This is a genomic window from Neomicrococcus lactis (genome assembly GCF_014200305.1).
Lineage (GTDB): Bacteria > Actinomycetota > Actinomycetes > Actinomycetales > Micrococcaceae > Neomicrococcus > Neomicrococcus lactis.
Genome location: NZ_JACHBL010000001.1, coordinates 1,933,490 through 1,952,067, shown reverse-complemented (window position 1 = coordinate 1,952,067; position 18,578 = coordinate 1,933,490). Strand labels below are relative to the sequence as shown.

Annotated in this window: 10 protein-coding genes; 7 read left to right on the top strand and 3 right to left on the bottom strand. The window is 56.9% G+C overall.

What is annotated here, in order from left to right; translation table 11 throughout:
- Positions 1-89 precede the first annotated feature (89 nt).
- The 3 genes from pdhA to BKA12_RS08765 are packed head-to-tail and all read left to right on the top strand — an operon-like array spanning position 90 to position 3,825.
- Positions 90-1,295, top strand: a complete 1,206-nt coding sequence (pdhA, locus tag BKA12_RS08775) for a pyruvate dehydrogenase (acetyl-transferring) E1 component subunit alpha (RefSeq protein ID WP_183642712.1) — start codon at positions 90-92, stop codon at positions 1,293-1,295.
- On the top strand, positions 1,292-2,392 hold the full coding sequence (locus BKA12_RS08770) for an alpha-ketoacid dehydrogenase subunit beta (RefSeq protein ID WP_183642709.1): 1,101 nt from the start codon (positions 1,292-1,294) through the stop codon (positions 2,390-2,392). The genes pdhA and BKA12_RS08770 overlap by 4 nt, the downstream gene beginning before the upstream one ends.
- A 2-nt stretch (positions 2,393-2,394) precedes the next feature.
- On the top strand, positions 2,395-3,825 hold the full coding sequence (locus BKA12_RS08765; protein WP_183642706.1) for a dihydrolipoamide acetyltransferase family protein: 1,431 nt from the start codon (positions 2,395-2,397) through the stop codon (positions 3,823-3,825).
- Positions 3,826-3,992: 167 nt separating this feature from the next.
- Here BKA12_RS08765 and BKA12_RS08760 read toward each other — a convergent pair whose 3' ends face one another.
- Positions 3,993-4,583, bottom strand: coding sequence for a DUF6308 family protein (locus BKA12_RS08760; protein WP_183642703.1), 591 nt, complete (start codon positions 4,581-4,583; stop codon positions 3,993-3,995).
- Positions 4,584-5,051: 468 nt separating this feature from the next.
- On the opposite strand from BKA12_RS08760, the gene BKA12_RS08755 reads away from it, so the two are divergent.
- Positions 5,052-6,149, top strand: a complete 1,098-nt coding sequence (locus BKA12_RS08755; protein WP_183642700.1) for an NAD(P)-dependent alcohol dehydrogenase — start codon at positions 5,052-5,054, stop codon at positions 6,147-6,149.
- 152 nt (positions 6,150-6,301) lie between these two features.
- Here BKA12_RS08755 and BKA12_RS08750 read toward each other — a convergent pair whose 3' ends face one another.
- Positions 6,302-7,168, bottom strand: coding sequence for an AraC family transcriptional regulator (locus tag BKA12_RS08750; protein WP_183642697.1), 867 nt, complete (start codon positions 7,166-7,168; stop codon positions 6,302-6,304).
- A gap of 299 nt (positions 7,169-7,467) precedes the next feature.
- Here BKA12_RS08750 and BKA12_RS08745 point away from each other — a divergent pair, with 299 nt between their 5' ends.
- Complete coding sequence (locus BKA12_RS08745; RefSeq protein ID WP_183642694.1) at positions 7,468-8,082, top strand: hypothetical protein; 615 nt, start codon at positions 7,468-7,470, stop codon at positions 8,080-8,082.
- A gap of 110 nt (positions 8,083-8,192) precedes the next feature.
- On the opposite strand, the gene BKA12_RS08740 is transcribed toward BKA12_RS08745, so the two are convergent.
- Positions 8,193-9,443, bottom strand: a complete 1,251-nt coding sequence (locus BKA12_RS08740; RefSeq protein WP_183642691.1) for an AlbA family DNA-binding domain-containing protein — start codon at positions 9,441-9,443, stop codon at positions 8,193-8,195.
- Positions 9,444-11,047: 1,604 nt separating this feature from the next.
- On the opposite strand from BKA12_RS08740, the gene BKA12_RS08735 reads away from it, so the two are divergent.
- Entirely contained in the window at positions 11,048-13,939 is a 2,892-nt protein-coding gene (locus tag BKA12_RS08735; RefSeq protein WP_183642688.1) for a helicase-related protein, read from the top strand.
- The gene (locus tag BKA12_RS08730; protein ID WP_183642685.1) at positions 13,940-18,577 is read left to right on the top strand and encodes a DNA methyltransferase; all 4,638 of its coding nucleotides are present in this window, start codon (positions 13,940-13,942) and stop codon (positions 18,575-18,577) included.
- Position 18,578 lies beyond the last annotated feature (1 nt).

The following is an 18,578-nucleotide window of genomic DNA, read 5'->3' as shown; positions in this document are numbered from 1 at the left end:
CAAAGCGTCCACGATTTTGTGGATTGCTAGATAACAATGCTCTCCATCCGCATAATTGCTAGGAATAGTGATCAACCAAGGATGGAACAATGACGATCCCCGCGAACCACCAATCGCCGGAAAAAGCTCCGCACGTTCCAAGCGAAGTTGCAGTGCCGGAAGCCCTGCGCAACTTCGGCATTTCGCTGGAAGATTACTTGCTTCCGGCTCGCCACCAGATTCAGATAGTGGATCAAAACGGCGCCCTCATCCCGCTGGATGAGCAAGGTGCTCAGCCTGGCCACGAATACCCGATTCCGGATGATGCCGCTCTTTTGGCTGCTTTTGAGCAACTGGTCATCGGCCGCCGCGTCAATGACCAGAACTCGGCTCTTGTCCGTCAAGGACGCATGGCCGTTTACCCGTCTAGCCACGGTCAGGAAGCCTGCCAGGTGGCAGCAGCTATGTGCCTCGCCGACGGCGACTGGATGTTCCCGACGTACCGCGACTCTGTGGCCGTGATGGCCCGCGGCGTGGATCCCGTAGAAGCCATGACGCTCTTCCGTGGCGACTGGCACGGGGGATACAACCCGAACGAACACAAAGTTGGAATCCAGTGCACCCCGCTGACTACTCAGCTGTTGCACGGTGTTGGTGTGGCACATGCCGCAAAGTTGCGTGGCGAGGACACCGTGGTCCTCGCCATGTGCGGCGACGGCGCCACGAGTGAAGGAGACTTCCACGAAGCACTGAACTTCGCTGCAGTGTTCAAGCTCCCGGTGATCTTCTTTGTGCAGAACAATAAGTACGCCATCTCCGTCCCGCTGGCCCACCAATCTGCGGCGCCGTCGCTGGCGCACAAGGCAGTGGGCTACGGCATGGCCGGCGAACGTGTGGACGGCAACGACCTCGTAGCGCTTCTTGCCGTGCTGGGCCGCGCCGTGAAACTGGCCCGTGAAGGATCCGGCCCGCTCTTGGTTGAGGCGCACACCTACCGCATGCAGGCGCACACCAATGCCGACGACGCCAGCCGCTACCGCGAGGACAGCGAAGTCGCCGAATGGCAAGCGAAAGACCCGCTGACCCGCATGAAGACCTTCCTCACGGACAAGGGTCTGATCGATAGCGAGGTCGAATCGCGGATCGCAGAAAAGGCGGAAGAAGTCGCCGCGCAGCTTCGGACCGGGCTCAGCGAAGACGTCGCCGTGGACCCACAGGACCTCTTCAAGAACGTCTTCTCTTCGCCCACTCCGCAACTCGAAAAACAATCGGCCTTGCTCGCCGACGAACTCTCCCGGGATGAGGTATCCAAATGAGCCCCACCGTCGCGATTTCTTCACAAGCCAACGGCAACGTCAGCGCAGCAACGGCCCAGGCCGCGGCTAGCTCGGCTGCAAACGGACCACAGCCGGTGACTCTCGCCAAGGCAATCAACACCGCCATGGTTGACGCCATGAACGCGGATAAGTCGGTCGTCGTCTTCGGCGAAGACGTGGGAATGCTTGGCGGCGTCTTCCGCATCACGGACGGCCTCACCAAGACCTTCGGCGATCAGCGCTGCTTTGATACGCCCCTTGCTGAATCCGGCATTGTGGGCATGGCCGTGGGCATGGCCATGAACGGCATGCGCCCCGTGATCGAGATGCAGTTCGACGCCTTCGCCTACCCGGCGTTCGAGCAGATCGCTAGCCACGTCGCAAAAATGCATAACCGCACCAAGGGCGCCGTCAAGATGCCTATGGTGATTCGCATTCCTTACGCCGGCGGCATTGGCGGCGTGGAGCACCACTGTGATTCCTCCGAGGCGTATTACGCCCACACGGCAGGGCTCAAGGTGTACGCGCCGGCTACCGTGGCCGATGGCTACCGCTTGCTCCGTGAGGCCATCGATTCCGATGACCCGGTGATCTTCTTGGAGCCTAAGAAGCTGTATTGGTCCAAGGATCTTGTTGACCTCGAGGCGTTGAAGAGTGAGCATGCTGCCCAGGTTGCTTCCGGCATCTCGAGCGAAGGCCGCGCTTCTGTGGCCCGTTCTGGAACGGACACAACCCTGATCGCCTACGGCCCGTCTGTGCCGACTGCTTTGGCTGCCGCAGCTGCGGCTGCTGAGGAAGGACGCTCGCTGGAAGTCATTGACATCCGCTCGATCGTTCCGTTCGACGACGAAACAGTCAACGCGTCAGTCCGGAAAACTGGCCGTGCCGTGGTGATCGCTGAGGCTCATGGCTTTGCCTCCGTTGCTTCGGAGATCGTGGCACGAGTCCAGGAAAACTGCTTCCACTACCTCGCCGCGCCGATCCGCCGCGTCACCGGCTTCGACGTGCCTTACCCAGCGCCGAAGCTCGAGCACTATTACCTCCCTGGCGTGGACCGCATCCTCGACGCCGTAGATGATCTCCAGTGGGAAGACTAATCATGAGCGAACCAAACGTATTCCTCCTCCCAGACCTCGGCGAAGGCCTCACCGAAGCGGAACTCGTCAATTGGCTAGTGGCCGTCGGCGACGAAATCCGCGTGGATCAGCCCATTGCCGAAGTTGAAACCGCAAAGTCTCTCGTTGAGGTGCCGTCGCCCTACGCCGGCACGGTGGCCATCCTCCACGGCGAACCAGGTCAGACGCTCGATGTGGGCAAGCCGCTCATCTCGGTGCTGCCCGCGGGTGCTGTTACTGATGCTCCTGCTGTAGCAGAAACTTCGGCTGAGACCGCAAAAGAAGCCGTCGCTCCTAGCTCCGAAGCCGCTGCAAATACCTATCGCGAAGAGGAGAAAGCCGGTTCTGGGAACGTCCTGATTGGCTACGGCACCTCGGGCGGACACGGTCCGACGCGCCGCACTCGCGCTCGTCGTGATGGCATCGCTCCTGCCAAGCCTGCCTCGCTAACCCAGCCCGCTGCGGCTGAACTTCGCCCAGCCGTCAGCTCACCGCTGGTTCGCAGAATTGCGCGGGAGGGCGGCGTCGACCTCAGTTCTCTCAAGGGGACCGGCGCAGCTGGCCTGATTATGCGTCGCGACGTGGAAGCGGCCCTTGCGGGACAACGCTCCGCGACCGCGCCTGCTCCACTGGCAACCCAGCCGGGCGCTGCAACCTTGGGTGAGCCAGCGGCGTCGTACGCAGATATTGATTCCCGAACCGGACTTGCTATTGCAACGAGAACGCCAGTCAAGGGCGTGCGGAAGGTTGTTGCGGCCAATATGTCGCGCAGCCGTTCTGAAATTCCTGAGGCCACGGTCTGGGTTGATGTGGACGCCACCGCGCTCGTGGAGACGCGAGCGGACTTGAAGAAGCGGAATCCGGACCACACTCCAGGATTGCTGGCGTTCATTGCCCGGTTTGTCACCTCTGGCCTCAAGCGGTTCCCGGAGCTCAACACGCGTTTCCAGGATGCTGCGGACGGCGAAACGAAGGAGATCGTTGGTTTCGACGGCATCAACCTAGGCTTCGCTGCGCAGACGGACCGCGGGCTCGTGGTGCCGTCCATCCGCAACGCTGAGAAGCTGAGCGCCCGCGAGCTGGACGCCGAAATCCGACGCCTCAGCAAGCTCGCTCGTGACGGAAAAGCCGCCCCGGCCGAATTGGGCGGCGGCACATTCACCTTGAACAACTATGGCGTGTTTGGAGTCGACGGATCAGCCGCGATCATCAACTATCCAGAGGTTGCCATCCTTGGTGTTGGACGCATCATCGATAGGCCGTGGGTGGTGGACGGCGAACTTGCCGTGCGCAAGGTCGTCGAGCTGACGCTCGTCTTCGATCACCGCGTCTGCGACGGCGGAACTGCTGGCGGCTTCCTCCGCCACGTGGCCGACGCCATCGAAAACCCGGCCTCGGCGTTGGCTGATTTGTAGCCTGTTTTAGCCGAAATGCTCCCCGGAAGTGGATCTGATTTTTCAGTCCAACTTTTGGGGAGCATCTCTGTTTTGTGGCTTCTGGTGTCTCTTACTTTGGCGCCGCCGTTTCGGATTTTGATGACGACGACGCAGCTCGGGTTGGGTGCCTGAGATTCTGACTCGGTTTACGGAGTCCAAATCAAAATGTCGGCCAAGCGCAGGACAGAGAGCTCGCGGCCATCGGGTGTCTTCTTGGTGCTTGCCATCTCCGAAAGCCAGTCGAGGTTGTCCTGAATGTCTTCCCAGAGTGCTGCCCTGAATTTCTCGGGCTTACGTACGCCATAGAAGTCTTGGCCCCGGGAGTCATAGAGCGGGACGATCTGCGGGCGGCGTCGGTGTAGAACCTTGGAGACGGTTACTGCTGTCCATTCAGGAACGGATATCGAATTAAAGTTCGCTTTGGCGAAGCTCGTGACGGCTTCCTCGAGCGCAGTGAGGTCCTCGAATGTTTCGAACGGCTTGGCGTCGCGAAGCTCAACCAGAGCATGATCAAGTGCCTTGCGAAGTTCTTGCGCGGGTCCGTCGCCTTCATTGAAAAGCGGGATGACTTCGCGTGCGCTGAGTTTGAGGCTCAGCAGGTTGGCCATGAGAACGTCTGCTGGTGTGAGCGGAGCGTCCGGTTCTCCGGCAACGTCGTATGTATTGAAGGCGTATCCCTTAGAGGGCGACGTATAGTCATCCAGCTTCCGCGCGGCCACATCTTTCAGAGATTTCAAACTATTTGCCATTGTTGCTGTCCCCCGGACCTAATTATTTGTTGCGACGATTGCGCTTCTTAAGAGTCTACGGATTAAGAGTCTACGGATGGCGCCTTGAATGGGTAACCCTGATGACCCAACTGTGCACCAACTTGGGATTCGAATCGCGACCATGCGTTTAGGGTTTTAGTCGGCAAGAGAAATCTCGGCTGTTTCACGTCAACGCGACCCTCGGCCAAGGTACGAGTGGGGAGCGGTGCTTGTGATTTGTGTTTCCATACAGGGAATTTGTTCTCACACCGCTGACGGGCCGAACATTTCAACGGCGAGGAGTAGGGTCTAGTTGTAAGGATGCCAACGTGGTCCTCCCTCGAAATTCGATGGGCTTCAAGCGACTTGACTGTTACCGTTTCCAGCCTGTCCCGCCGAGAGATCCTCACGTATATGCAGTCAAGTAGGCATCACGTAGGTAGGGAATGGATAAATATGAAGACAAGAGCAGCAGTAGCCACCGCACCAGGAACTGATCTGGAAATCCGCGAGCTTGAGCTTGACGAACCCCGTGCCGACGAACTCCAAGTAAAGATCGTTGCGTCCGGTATTTGCCATACCGACGCCATCATCCGCGACCAGTGGTACCCAGTGCCGCTTCCAGTAGTTTTGGGCCACGAAGGCGCTGGAATTGTGGAAAAGGTCGGCGCTGAGGTCGTCGGCTACGAAGTCGGCGATCAGGTTGTCATCGGCCCAGCATTCTGTGGATCGTGCGAGCAGTGCCTCGCCGGTCACCCCATGTATTGCGTCAATTTCTATGATCGCAACTTTGGCGTGCAGCGTCCCGACGGCTCGAAGGCGTTCTCTGACGCATCCGGTCCAATCGGATCGCACTTCTTTGGCCAGTCATCCTTCGCCGAGCACACCAATGTGGTGGCTCATGGTGTCGTGAAGGTTGGCAACGATGTGCCCCTGGACCTGCTGGGCCCTCTAGGCTGCGGCATCATGACCGGCTCCGGCGCTGTGCTCAACGTGCTTCAGCCAAAGCCCGGTTCCTCCGTCGCCGTCTTCGGCACGGGTGCCGTGGGTATGGCTGGCATGTTGGCTGCGAAGGCATCGGGTGCAACCACCATCATCATGGTGGACATTGTTCCCGAGCGCCTCGAATTTGCGAAGACTCTTGGTGCCACGCACACCGTGAACTCCAAGGAAGTCGATCCAGTAGCGGCCATCAAGGAAATCACTGGCGGCGGCGTGAACTACGCGTTGGACACCACTGGCGTTCCTCCGGTGTTCGCGCAGATGATCAACTCGTTGGCCACGCGCGGTCACGGCGCACTCGTGGGAGCTGCGAAGCTCGGCACCGAGGCGCCATTCGACATCGGAACCCTGCTGCTCTCGGGCATCAAGGTCAGCATGGTCATCGAGGGCGACGCCGTGCCGAAGGAATTCATCCCACGCCTGATCAGCCTGCACCAGCAGGGCCTCTTCCCGTTCGACAAGCTCGTGAAGAAGTACTCCTTCGAGGACATCAATCAGGCCTTCGCCGATTCTGCCGACGGATCCACGTTGAAGCCGATCGTCGTTTTCTAAGCGACTAGCGCTTTATCGCGAGAGCGAGGCTGGGCTGCCACTGATGTGTGGCGCCTGGCCCTGCTTTCCTTGTCGCGCTGGCTTCAATTTCGTTTGACGACGACGACACAGCTCGCGTAAAGCGGGCAGGCTAAGATTCCCAAGCCAACCGGTCACGCACGTTCTATGGGCAACCACAGTTCGCAGTGCGCCGTGCTGAAATCCGCGGATCGATTCAGGATTGCCACCATTGAAGGGCCCGGGCGTAGCCGCCAAGGGTTGGATGGGAACCAGCCGGTGGCCGTCGCGGCCCAGATGGATTGCAGAACCGCCGGGTATTCACCTTCGGCGTTGAACACTGCCCAAGTGCCTGCGGGGACTTCGATCGCGTTGAGGTCATCGGGAACTGGTGTGGTTTCAGCGACTGCGACGCCATGGAGGTACGTCAGTTCGCTGCCCTCGGTGTAGTCCGGGTCCACGTCCGCGCTCACTTGGAGCAGACCCGAGGGCTCGGTGTTGCTGAGTTCTTTGAGCCGCGCGTGCTCTGTTGCTGGTAGCGAGGCGATGTGCGCTTGGATGTGCGGGTTTGGGCCGTAGTGAATCAGCGGTACGCGGGCCGAATGGCCGATGAGCCGGAATACTGGCCGTTCTGTGATGCGAGTGTCCATGGTGGTGTTCCCTTCTAGGGTCAGTAGGAACCTGAGTTTCGGTTGTGTGCGAAGGGGGCCACCGTCTCGGCGCACGTCGCCCGGGCCCACGCCATGCACTGATCGGAACGCCCGGCTGAAAGCCTCGGCCGACCCATATCCATAGCGCACCGCGATTTCCAACAGCTCGCCCTGATCGAGAATGTCCGTAGCGGCAACAGTCATTCGGCGTCTGCGGACGTACTCGGACAGCGGCATGCCGGCCAGCGATGAGAACATTCGGCGCAAGTGATACTCCGTCATGCCATGTCGGGCTGATAGGTCATCGATGGCGATCTCGTCAGTGAGGTGCCGGTCGAGGAAATCGACGAGCTGGTTGAGCGCTGCGATCATGGTTGCCCCTTTCGCCTTCAATTCTGCGCGTCCGGTCCACCCCGCACCCTACTATCGCGGTCCGATTCGATCGCAGCACAATTAGGGCCTATCCTCGTTCGGCGGATTTCTGATTATTGACGACGCCGCAGCTTACGTTGGCTGCGCAGATCCAGATTCCAGGACCGTAGAACCTGTATACAAACTGTCCATCAAATCCAGGGCGGTCCACCCACTACGCTACCTATTGAACCATCAACAGATCGGTTGTATGAGACAGGCAGAAAAGGAGAGCATTGGATTGTTCATACCCCTCAAATGTGGCGAACGCAGTAGTTGTTTGCACGCAAGAGGTACTTCCATGGGTCGATCTAGTTCAAGTATTGGTTGGTGTGCTTGGTGTTTTTGTTGCGTCCGTGGTCGCGTTCAAGGCAGGGCAGCGCCAGCATGAGGCACAAGTGCTGCACCAATCGCAGAAGGACGTAGCGGGATTTATTGATATTGCAGATCAGCTGAACCAGCGCTTTAGTAGCGTGCAGTTAAATCCAGACGACGGCGTTACTGGTGTAGTTGACTGGGATAAATTGCACGAGGAACTGCGCAGACAAGATAACCTCATACGTCTAACTGCTCCCCAAAACATCTACGAATCAGTCGCTGGGATCGCTTTCGATCTCAATCAGACCTCCCACCTTCTAAAGCTCAGAATGAACGGAGATTCCTCAGAACTCTGGAGTGAAGCCCAAGAATATTTGAACAGGTACGACCTTCAACGGCAGGAATTGATTTCTGTATCGGTCAACAATGATTCTCGGAAAAGGAAGTCTGCCGAGAAAAAGGATTTAAAGGAGCGAAAGAAGGCGTTGAAAGCAATGAAGAAAGCTAACGTTGAAGGATGTGTGGATGGACCCTCCTTTCACAACCGTAGTTTTTGAAAAGCTGCAGTCATTACGAACTCAGTTGGCACTGGTGTAGGAATTGAGCCGTGAGTCCCGAATACGGGCAATTCGATATCAAGTCAGATTCAGTGTGGAAGAGCCAATAATTAGTCCGAGTCTGCCATGACCATCAAATACCGAACTCCCCCTTGGTTGATGACATCCGTTGTCAAACCCACTACTTGCGGTAGCCAGAATTCAGTAGCACTTAACGGATCGAATTCAGTATCAACGGGGATGAAATGGTGTATGGGGTCGCTGTGTTCCTTGGGACGAAGGGAGCCAGACGTATTCTCTGTGCTTCGAATCCAAATGGGCTCAGAATTATTGCCGACGAGGGCTAATCGGAGTCTGTAACCGCCTTGGACACCTAGGAGTTTTGCCCATGAACGAACTGAGGCGACAATATTTATGATGGCCTCCTCAATATCTTCGGACAAGCAATGGTTGGGCTCATCCACCGGGTAATAGTTGATAGCTTCATGCCGTCGGGTCAGATTCCCAAGCCGGTAAGAAGCTTGAATCGTACCGTTGTCATGGAACGTTTTCCGAAAGTGATGATTATCCCCGCTGGGGTTCCGAAGGATCCAACTTCTCATTCCCTTCCTGATTTCTCCTTCAGACCATAAGTCCTTCGCCAAGAACGGCTGCGCGTACAAGTCTTCACTTTGATTGTTGTAAGTGAAGGTTCGGAAAGTTGCGTCGTCAATCTTGGGATTTGCGGACTTCTTTTCCAAAGGCAAAGCGGCTGAAACCAGGATTACTCCCTGAAGAGGGTCTAATCCTCCTGATGATGTCTCTAATAGGCTTTTGAGCTCTTGTTCGTTCTCCGACGCAGCGTAAAAACGGTGGCGATATGCCGTTTCGACTTCTCGCTCCGTCATAAACACTGTGTGAGGGCCGTTTCGCAGCGGGGCAATAAAAGCGTTCTCCCCCTTTTTCGCCAGATGCGGTCGGTCCGGTGAATCTGGTATTCGCGCCGCAATAACGAATTTCTGCGCAAATGGGATGGGGAAAAATTCGATGCCAATGATGGGAGGGCCGATCTTTGCGTACGCGACTTGTCGAAGTCTTTGTTCTTCTCCTGCGTTCCACTCAATGGGTGTAATTTCGGCAGCGGAGCTGGTGCTGTCGTTTTCGCCAACTCCGAAAAAGATCCATCCGCCTCCGCTGTTTGCCATTGCGGCTATGTCTTTGGCCGCTTCATCCTGCCAATTCGGCTTGTCCTTAGGGTAGAAGTTCCTTTTCCAGTCGAGATCAGAAGTTTCACTAATTTCCGCGTTTATCGCTTTCTGGAGGATGTCAGCGTCCAGGTGGTTCGGTTCAATTCCTAGAATCCTGTGAATCGGGGTAAACAATATGCAGGCCTTCTTTGCGTCTCGAGGCTCGTGTACGTGAAGTAAGCGCAAGCCTTTCCTTCGAGCCGCTTACATTTCACAACGTGCACCATAATTTACTTGTTGTCTGTAAAGCCTATTTGCAATTATCACGAGTAGAAGTATTCGGAACTCGCGCATGAGTTGCCGTGGGGCTTAATGGTTAAGTGATCCAGCTCTGCAAAGGCTGGTGGAATTCTGGAGCTTGTGAGTGTCGTGTGTCCTCAAGGGTGCCCTGCGTCATCAGTCAAGGGATTCTTGTTCCGGAGCGTCACGGAGGTTACCGTATCGGATCATGACGAAGAGGACTTTAGTGCGGCAGTGGTGAAGTTTTTGCCGGAGATTTAGTTAATGATGAGCGCTGCGGTCCTCATCGCGATCCACAGGCATGGAGATCAGGGCCGGGCAAATGGGGCGTTTCTCCACCATGAATCCGAAGTGTTTGGCCACCTCGATTTATTGTGCGCGCAAAGAAAAAAACTGTCGTGCCAAGTGCGGGACGACCAATCCTGCCGAGTCAGTTCCGGTGACGACGTCGCTCTGCTCGCTCGGTGCGTTCAGGAGAGCTTGTGCCCAAGCGGTGTGTTCGGTGGCAACATGCTTTTTGAGCCTCGAGACGATGTGCGCTTTGCCGGCATGCTTCAATTGTGCCGGAGTGAGTCAGGCGGCGAGGGCTTCCAATGCAGCGTCGCGTTCGATCCGGAAGGCCAACATTCGTTCTAGGTCCGTTGTTAGCAATCACCGTGCTGCCGTCCGAATCTCGGTGGTAGCACGTTGAGCTGTTGTCTAAACTGGCGCTCAAAACGCCATACCGAGATTTGTCTGCCTACAACCCCTACGATCCTCGATTAGGGGATTACCTCAACGGTGTCGGGTCTTGTATGAATGATCGCGCATGCGCCTAAAGAGTCCGTCGGCTTTTGTGTATGTCGAACAGTGCTTTGACCGCGAATAGTTTTGATTGGTCTGTAGCGACTGTTTGATTCATTGGATACAATTGGTGTTCAGTTGATTTAGATTTGGGTCGGGGTACTGGTTCGAATCCGGAACAGAGTTTGGCGTACCTATTCTTTTCCCTGTGGCTTGTCTGCATTTCTTCAAAAAGAGCACCTTCAAGAAGTGCGTTCGGAAATTCGTAGCGGTCATTGAAAGGAGTACTGCGATGATTTATTTGTCGATATTCTTAAACTTTCTGTTGGCTTGGTTGCCGCCCCAGATCTAAATCAACTGCGCCACAACATCGTTGATTAGCATCAAGCTTGATTATCCGCAGTATTATCATTCGCGATTTCGTCCGAAAAGAGCGACGGTATCTTGTCGGTACAGGCTCTGGATGCTCGACGAGAGGAAACAGGACGTCGAATAGTCACACCATATTCCGGGATAACCCCTCCGGATAGTGTTTGAGCTCATTGGTCATTTTGTTACGCGGCTAGGCCTATTAATCGCAGCCCGGACCCGCATCAGGGGTGACTCCTGAGTAACCTCCAGACCCACCCCACTTCTATTTATCCTTCTCAGCACTAAACTCGACGTATGTCGGTCTGACATTGGGTAGTGCATAAGAAGGAGTAGTTGGGGAGCGAATGACAACGGTGACTGAACGTTCCGCCGCGCAGTTGAATGTGGGCCCCGGTTCCGTGGTGCGGGTGCGTGACGAGGACTGGCTCGTGACCTCCACGAGCGCCACCGGCAGCGGCACGCTGATCAAGGTGCAGGGCCTGAGCGAGCTCGTAAGGGACACCGAGGCCGCCTTCTACTCGGATCTGGATGAGATTCACGTCGTTGATCCTCGAAACGCCAAGATCGTCGCCGATGACTCCCCGAACTACCGCAAGTCACGCCTCTTCCTTGAAACCACGCTGAGGAAAACCCCGGTCCCGGCCGCGCAGAACTCGCTCACTGTTAGCACCCGCATGCTCTCGAAGCAGCTCGAATACCAGCGCATCGCAGTCGCGAAAGCCCTGGATCCCAAAAACATTCGCCCCAGAATCCTCATCGCTGACGCGGTGGGCCTCGGTAAAACCCTCGAGATCGGCATGATCCTCTCGGAGCTAGTTGCCAGAGGTCGCGGCGAAAACATCCTGATCGTCACCCCGCGCCACGTCCTCGAGCAGATGCAGCACGAAATGTGGAGCCGGTTCGCGCTCCCGTTCGTCAGGCTTGACTCGGTAGGAATCCAGCGGGTCCGCCAAACCATCCCGGCCTCCCGCAATCCGTTCACGTACTTCAAACGCGCGATCATCAGCATCGATACTCTCAAGACTCCGCGCTACCGCGAACACTTGAAGAAGCGCCGTTGGGACGCCGTCGTGATCGACGAATCCCACAACCTCACTAACGCCGGCACGCTCAACAACGAGCTCGCCCGCATCCTCGCGCCGCGCACGGACGCGCTCATTCTCGCGAGCGCCACCCCGCACAACGGTAAGAAGGAATCCTTCGCTGAGTTGGTTCGGCTCTTGGATCCGACGGCGGTGCGCCCAGACGGCAGCATCGATCAGGACGCGGTGCAACAGTTGATCGTACGCCGCCACCGCTACAGCCCGGAGGTTGCCGCGGAGGTAGGCAGCGACTGGGCCGAGCGCCCGGAGCCGAAGAACAAGTTGGTCCCGGCGGGCCCGGCGGAGAACGCCGTGGCCACCGAGCTTTCGCGCACCTGGATTCACCCGCATGGCGGTAGTCCCGCGACGAACCCGCTCTTCGGATGGACGCTTGCGAAGGCGTTCCTGTCCAGTCCTGCGGCGCTGATCGAAACCATCGAGAACCGCCTCAGCAAGAAGGGTCGCGTCGACGGCAAGAAGGGCGCCACGGAAGACACCAATCCGCTGGGCGCCAAGGAAGCTGACGCGCTAGAAACGCTCCTCGACCTTGCCAAGAAGTCAAACGCGACCACCAGTGCCAAGTTCAACGCCCTCGTGGAGCACTTGAAACAAGCTGGCGTCGGCAAGGGGCAGAGCACACGTGCTGTCGTCTTCGCTGAGCGCGTCGCAACCCTCAAATATCTGCAAAAGCACCTTCCAGACAGCCTCGGCCTGAAAGCTGAAAACATCGGGCTTCTCCACGGCGGCCTGACGGACGTTGAGCAGCAAGAGATGGTGGAGCAGTTCAAGCGCGGTTCCTCCCCGCTTCGAGTGCTGGTTACGGGTGATGTCGCATCGGAAGGCGTAAACTTGCACGCTGAATGCCACCTCTTGGTGCATTTCGATATCCCGTGGAGCCTCATCCGCATTGAGCAGCGCAATGGTCGTATTGATCGCTACGGTCAGCACCACCCGCCGCAGATCGCCACCCTCATTCTTGATCCGGAGGATTCGAACTTCTCCGGCGACATCCGTGTGCTGACTCGCTTGATCGAGAAGGAACACGAAGCCCACAAGGTCTTCAGCGATGTCGCTACCCTCATGGGCAAGAACTCGGTGGAGGCGGAGGAGAAGGCTATCCGCGACGCGCTCGCAGCCGGCACGGACGCTGAGGACGTCATCCCAGAGATTGTGGATTTTGAGTTGGATGAGCTGGAGCAGCTTTTGAAGGGGCTTGCGGGTTCCAAGAACGACGCCGCAGCTCCCGTCCCAGCGAAGGTTCAAGTTGATCAGCGGATCGACTTGTACCCCACTGAGTTGGATTTCTTGCAGGAAGCGCTCGAGGAAGCGTTCGGCGATCCGTTCCAGAAGGTTGGCTGGAAGTACGATGACAAGTACGGTGTGGCCTCACTGAATCCCACACCGGATCTGAAGAAGCGCTTGCGGTTCTTGCCGCAGGATTACTTGAAGGAACGCGGAGTGATGGAGCAGCTCAAGCTCTCCACCACGGTCTCTTCGGGGCAGCAGTCGCTCGATGCAGCACGGAAGTCGGAAGACACCAACTGGCCGTCCACTCACTACTTGGGCCCACTGCACCCAGTGCTCGACTGGGCAAGTGACCGTGCGCTGGCTTCCATCTCACGCAACGAAGTGCTCGCCATCCGCGGCGATGTGGATGAGCCCGTGTATTTGATGCTCGGAACCATTTCTAACCGTCGTGGCCAGCTGCTGAACCGTACGTTCGTCAAGGTCCAGTACGGATTTTCGGGTGGGCTACCTGATCTATCCGCATTCTTGAAAGAAGTCGGGCTGATCGGTAAGCCTTCCAACGCCGGTCCGGTGGATGTTACCGCGGTCCAAGAGGACTTTGAGAACGCCGTCAATCAGGCCGAGCTTTACTTGCAACAACAGCGCGGAATGCTCATCAACGACTCCGAGCGGCGCCTCGCCGAGTGGCTTGAGCGTGCCGAGAAGTGGTCAGCAGAGTCGAAAGAAGTGGCTCAGCGCGCCGAAGTGAAAGAGCGTCAGGATCGCGTGCGCGCCGAGCAAGAACTCGCCCAAGATATGCGTCCCGAACAAATGCTGGTGCGCCCCCTACTGGTGATTGCGCCGCGAACTGCACCAGCGCCGTCGTACTCTGCAATGCCGCGGCCAAATGAAAAGAAGGAAGCGTAAATGCCCGCGTTCGAGTCCATTGTTGTAGTTGAGGACTGGATTAGCGATCACTATTTCACCTCTGATGGCAAGGGTGAAACCTTCCAAAAGCAAGTGGGGGAGCTGCGCAAGCAGTGGGACGCTGACGCGAAGGACGGGCACGAAACCGTTCTGAAGCGTTTCACCGCGGCCCGTCTCAAGCTTCAAACTGACATGGCCGCACTTGGCGAGCTCGAAGGCGAAGAAGCGGCCGTCGCAGCGGAGGCCACGTATAAGAATCTGCGCGACGTCTTGGGGATTAGCGGGGAGCTCACGGATCTGGCGTTCGAGCGCGGTTCGTCCAATGCGGTGGTGCACGGGCTGTGGCTGGGGGACACCAAGGATGTGCTGTGGCTGGAGGGAACTCCCGCCCAAGGCGACGATGCGCTGAGCGAATCTACGCTGCTGGGAACCGACCAGCTAGACAACAAGGAGCGCGCGGACCAGCCACTCGCCAAGCTCATCTCCGAGCTATACTTGTCCGATCCTTCCCCGAAGTACATTGTGGTGGCCGTGGGTGGTTCGCTTTTCTTGACGGAGCGCGAGCGCTGGCCAGAGGGACGGTATTTGTCCGCTGATGTGCAGCTGATTGCGGACCGCAATGACACCAGGAAAGGTCAAGAAGTTGACCGGTTCTTGGCGATTTTTGGCAGGCAGTCCCTTGTTCCGGCGGCCGATGGCACGCTGTGGTGGGACGAGCGCCTCGAAGAATCCCGCAAGCACGCCGTGGGCGTTTCTCAGGATTTGCGGGATGGTATCCGTGAGTCGATTGAAATCATTGCCAACGACGTCCTGGTCCGCAGGACCGCACAGGGCCTCAGCAACGAAGGTCTGGACGGCCAGCAGTTGGCGCGCGAGTCATTGCGGTTCTTGTACCGGATTTTGTTCCTCCTCTATGCGGAGGCCTCGCCTGAGTTGGGCGTGCTTCCGAAAAATCAGGGGGAGTACGATGCCGGCTATGGGTTGGAACGTTTGCGCGAGCTGGTTCAAGTGGAGCTACCCACCTTCCACTCGCAGCGCGGCACGCACTTTTTTGAATCCCTGAATCTCTTGTTCCGCCTTGTCAACGGTGATCACGACGTCCAGCGGGCGCGGGCTACCGGTACGTCTACCGTGAGCAATGACGACGCCGAGGGTGATTCTGCACGCGACGAAGGCTTGGTGTTCGAGCCTCTGGAAGCCGACCTCTTTGCGCACAGCGCCACGCAGCTGATCACCGAGGTCAAGCTCAGTAACTCCGAGCTGCAGAAGGTCCTCGAACGCTTGCTCTTGAGCAAGGCCGAGTCCAAGTCCGAGCGTGGCTTCATCTCTTACGCCAACTTGGGCATCAACCAGCTTGGCGCCGTGTATGAGGGACTGATGTCCTACACGGGCTTCATTGCGCAGGAAGATTTGCGCGAAGTAGCCAAGAACGGCGATGCGTCCAAGGGATCGTGGGTGGTGCCGCTCGAGAAAATCGACGGCATTGATGCCAAGCACTACGTGACCAAGCGCAATGAGGAAACCGGTCTTCAAGAGCCGGTTCACCATCCCAAGGGCAGCTTCGTGTTCCGTCTGGCTGGCCGCGAGCGTCAGCAGTCGGCCTCTTATTACACACCTGAAGTACTCACGAAGTTCGTGGTGTCTCAGGCTCTCGAAGAGCTCCTGACGGACGAGACCCCGGCGGATGGCATCCTCAAGCTCAGCATTTGCGAGCCCGCGCTGGGTTCCGGCGCGTTCGCTATCGAAGCCGTGCGACAGCTCGCCGACGAGTACCTCAAGCGCAAGCAAAAGGAACTCGATCGCGAAATCCCGGCGGACGAGTACCCGCAAGAACTCCAGCGCGTCAAAGCGCAGATCGCCTTGCATCAAGTTCACGGAGTGGACCTAAACTCCACCGCTGTGGAGCTGGCCGAAGTCTCTCTTTGGCTGGACACCATGCAACCCGGGCTGCGTGCACCATGGTTCGGCCTGCGCCTCAAACGCGGAAACTCGCTCATCGGTGCTCGTCGCGCCACGTATTCATCGGCTGCGGTCAAAGCAAAGAAGTACCTCTCCGAAGCGCCGCAAGAACACTCGTTGACCGGCTTGGTCGAGGCCATTAAGAGCGATGCCCCAGACCCAGACGTTTCCAACCGCATCCACCACTTCCTCTTGCCTGGCGAGGGTTGGGGCGCTGCCGCCGACGCAAAGGAAGTCAAAGACCTTGCCGGAGAAGAGCAAAAGAAGCTTAAGAACTGGGCGAAAAGCACCAAGCTCGCGCTGAGCACGGACCATCTCAAGCGACTCCAAGCCTTGTCCGAGCGTGTGGAAACACTCTGGAAGATTTCGCTACGCCGCCAACAGATCGCCGAAGAGCAGGCAAAGCGCTTCATCGATTACTGGCCCCACGAACGCGAACCCGAAGTCACTTCGGTCTCGCGAGCCGAGATAGAAGCCGTCCTAAAGGATCCGCGGGGTGCATTCCAGCGCTTGAAGCGAGCTATGAACGCATGGAACGCGCTCTGGTTCTGGCCGCTGACCGAGGACAATGTTGAGCCGCCAACTATCGCGGAATGGATCTCCGGTCTTGAAGGCTTGCTGGGACTTCGAGGTAAAGCCAACAAGAATTCGGAACAGAAGTCCCTCGTCGGAGACAGTAACTGGTACGAACTCAACGATTACGAGGAGCTTGAGCTCGACTTCGCTATGGCGGCGCCACCGGAGCGACTCGCTGAAACTCACCCGTGGCTATTGACGTGCGACCGCATTGCTCAAGAACAGGTCTTCTTCCATTGGGAATTGGAGTTCGCTTCCGTCTTCGGCCGCGGCGGCTTTGACCTACAGGTCGGAAATCCCCCGTGGGTACGCCCTCGCTCCGACGCGGCAGCACTCTTGGCGGAGCATGATGCATGGTGGCAGCTTGCGGAGAAGCCATCACAAGCTCTTCTCAAGAGAAAACGGGAAGAGACGCTCGTCGACGGCTCATCCCGGAGGCGGTTTATTGACGACACATTGCCGAATGTGGTGCTATCAGAATTCCTTGGTGACACGACGCAATACCCAATGTTGGTAGGTCTACAACCCGATCTGTACCGTTCCTTTATGGTGAGGGCATGGTCAAATGCGTCGCCCAATGGTGTCATAAGTTTGATTCATCCAGAGTCGCACTTCACGGAAAAAAAGGCTGAGAATCTTCGCGCCGCGACATACCGTCGTCTGCGGAGACACTGGCAATTCCGAAACGCAATGCTTCTCTTCGAAGTCCATGATGGCGTCTTCTATGGGGTCCACGTATATGGCGGGCCCAGAAGTGAGGTCAACTTTGTCATGGCCGCATCGCTTTATCATCCGGATACTGTCACTCGCTCTTTGCAGCACGAAGGGGGTTCAGAAGTACCAGGTTTGAAAACGGCTGAAGGCAGATGGGACACAAGACCACACCCGCAGCGAATTGTGCGTGTGGATGAAGAAACGCTGCGCGTATGGGCAGAAATTCTCGATGAACCCGGAACTACACCACTCCACGCCCGCATGGTCTATCCCGTTAACTTGGCCAGTATGAAAGTACTTGAGAAGTTGAGCAAAATGCCACGTGTGCGAGATCTAGGGTTTCAATATTCGCGTGGGTGGGATGAGTCAATAGATAGAAAGAAGGGTTACTTCGAGGTTGGTTCAGCGACAAATACAGTCTGGTCAGACGTGATTCTTCAAGGACCACATATCTCCGTTGCAAATCAGTTCAATAAGCAACCGAACCCAACGATGAAGAATAACCAGGACTGGACCGAGATCGACCTTGAGGCGATCTCGCCGGATTTTGTTCCACGCACTAGTTATCAGCCGGTTCACGACATGCGTCGTCAGCTTGACGAGAATTACTCAAGACTAAGATTTGGGTCAACTGCTATCTCTGCCCGAGATTTTTTTCGTGTTGGTTGGAGGCGGATGGCTTCTACGACGGGAGAACGAACGCTGCATGCGAGTCTGATTCCTCCAGGTTGCATGCATCTTTACACCATAATTAGCGGAACCTGGCACGATGCAAGCGAACAAGAATTACTGGCATTTTTAGCAATGTTTAGCTCAATTCCGTTGGATTTTTTTGTCAAAGCATCAAACGCCGCCGACCTCACACCGTCCTTTGTAGACAACCTACCGATGTTCTTCGAAGGAAGCATTGGACGCGCGCTTGCTTTGAGAAGTGCCAAGCTCTCGTCAATGGGTGCGGTTTTTGAGGAGTTCGCAATCGGTGCTTTTCCGCATATTGAGCGCCACAATTTAAGAAGAGACGCGCTCAGCAGAAGATCATTAATCGTGGAAATCGATGCGCTTTCTGCAATCTCTTTAGGACTGACCCCAGACGAGCTCTGCACCATCTATCGAACCCAGTTCCCTGTTCTCCGAGGATATGAGCAGTCTGATCTTTACGATGCGAACGGTCGCAAGCTACCGGGCGAGATGAACAAGCTATACAGAAAAGTCGGCGATTCTGGCATGCCGCTCGAAGATCGAAAGTGGACGCATCCACAAAGCGGCGTCGAGTACACCTTCGAGTTCCCGTTCCGGGGCTTTGATCGTGAAGAAGACATGCGTGCGGCATACGCGAAGTTCTCCAAGATGCTTGAAGAGCACGGCGAGATCATTGAGGATACGGTCTAAG

Coding starts and splice junctions, on each gene's coding strand:
- pdhA (WP_183642712.1), top strand. CDS start 90: ATGACGATCCCCGCGAACCACCAATCGCCGGAAAAAGCTCCGCACGTT.
- BKA12_RS08770 (WP_183642709.1), top strand. CDS start 1,292: ATGAGCCCCACCGTCGCGATTTCTTCACAAGCCAACGGCAACGTCAGC.
- BKA12_RS08765 (WP_183642706.1), top strand. CDS start 2,395: ATGAGCGAACCAAACGTATTCCTCCTCCCAGACCTCGGCGAAGGCCTC.
- BKA12_RS08755 (WP_183642700.1), top strand. CDS start 5,052: ATGAAGACAAGAGCAGCAGTAGCCACCGCACCAGGAACTGATCTGGAA.
- BKA12_RS08750 (WP_183642697.1), bottom strand. CDS start 7,168: ATGATCGCAGCGCTCAACCAGCTCGTCGATTTCCTCGACCGGCACCTC.
- BKA12_RS08735 (WP_183642688.1), top strand. CDS start 11,048: ATGACAACGGTGACTGAACGTTCCGCCGCGCAGTTGAATGTGGGCCCC.
- BKA12_RS08730 (WP_183642685.1), top strand. CDS start 13,940: ATGCCCGCGTTCGAGTCCATTGTTGTAGTTGAGGACTGGATTAGCGAT.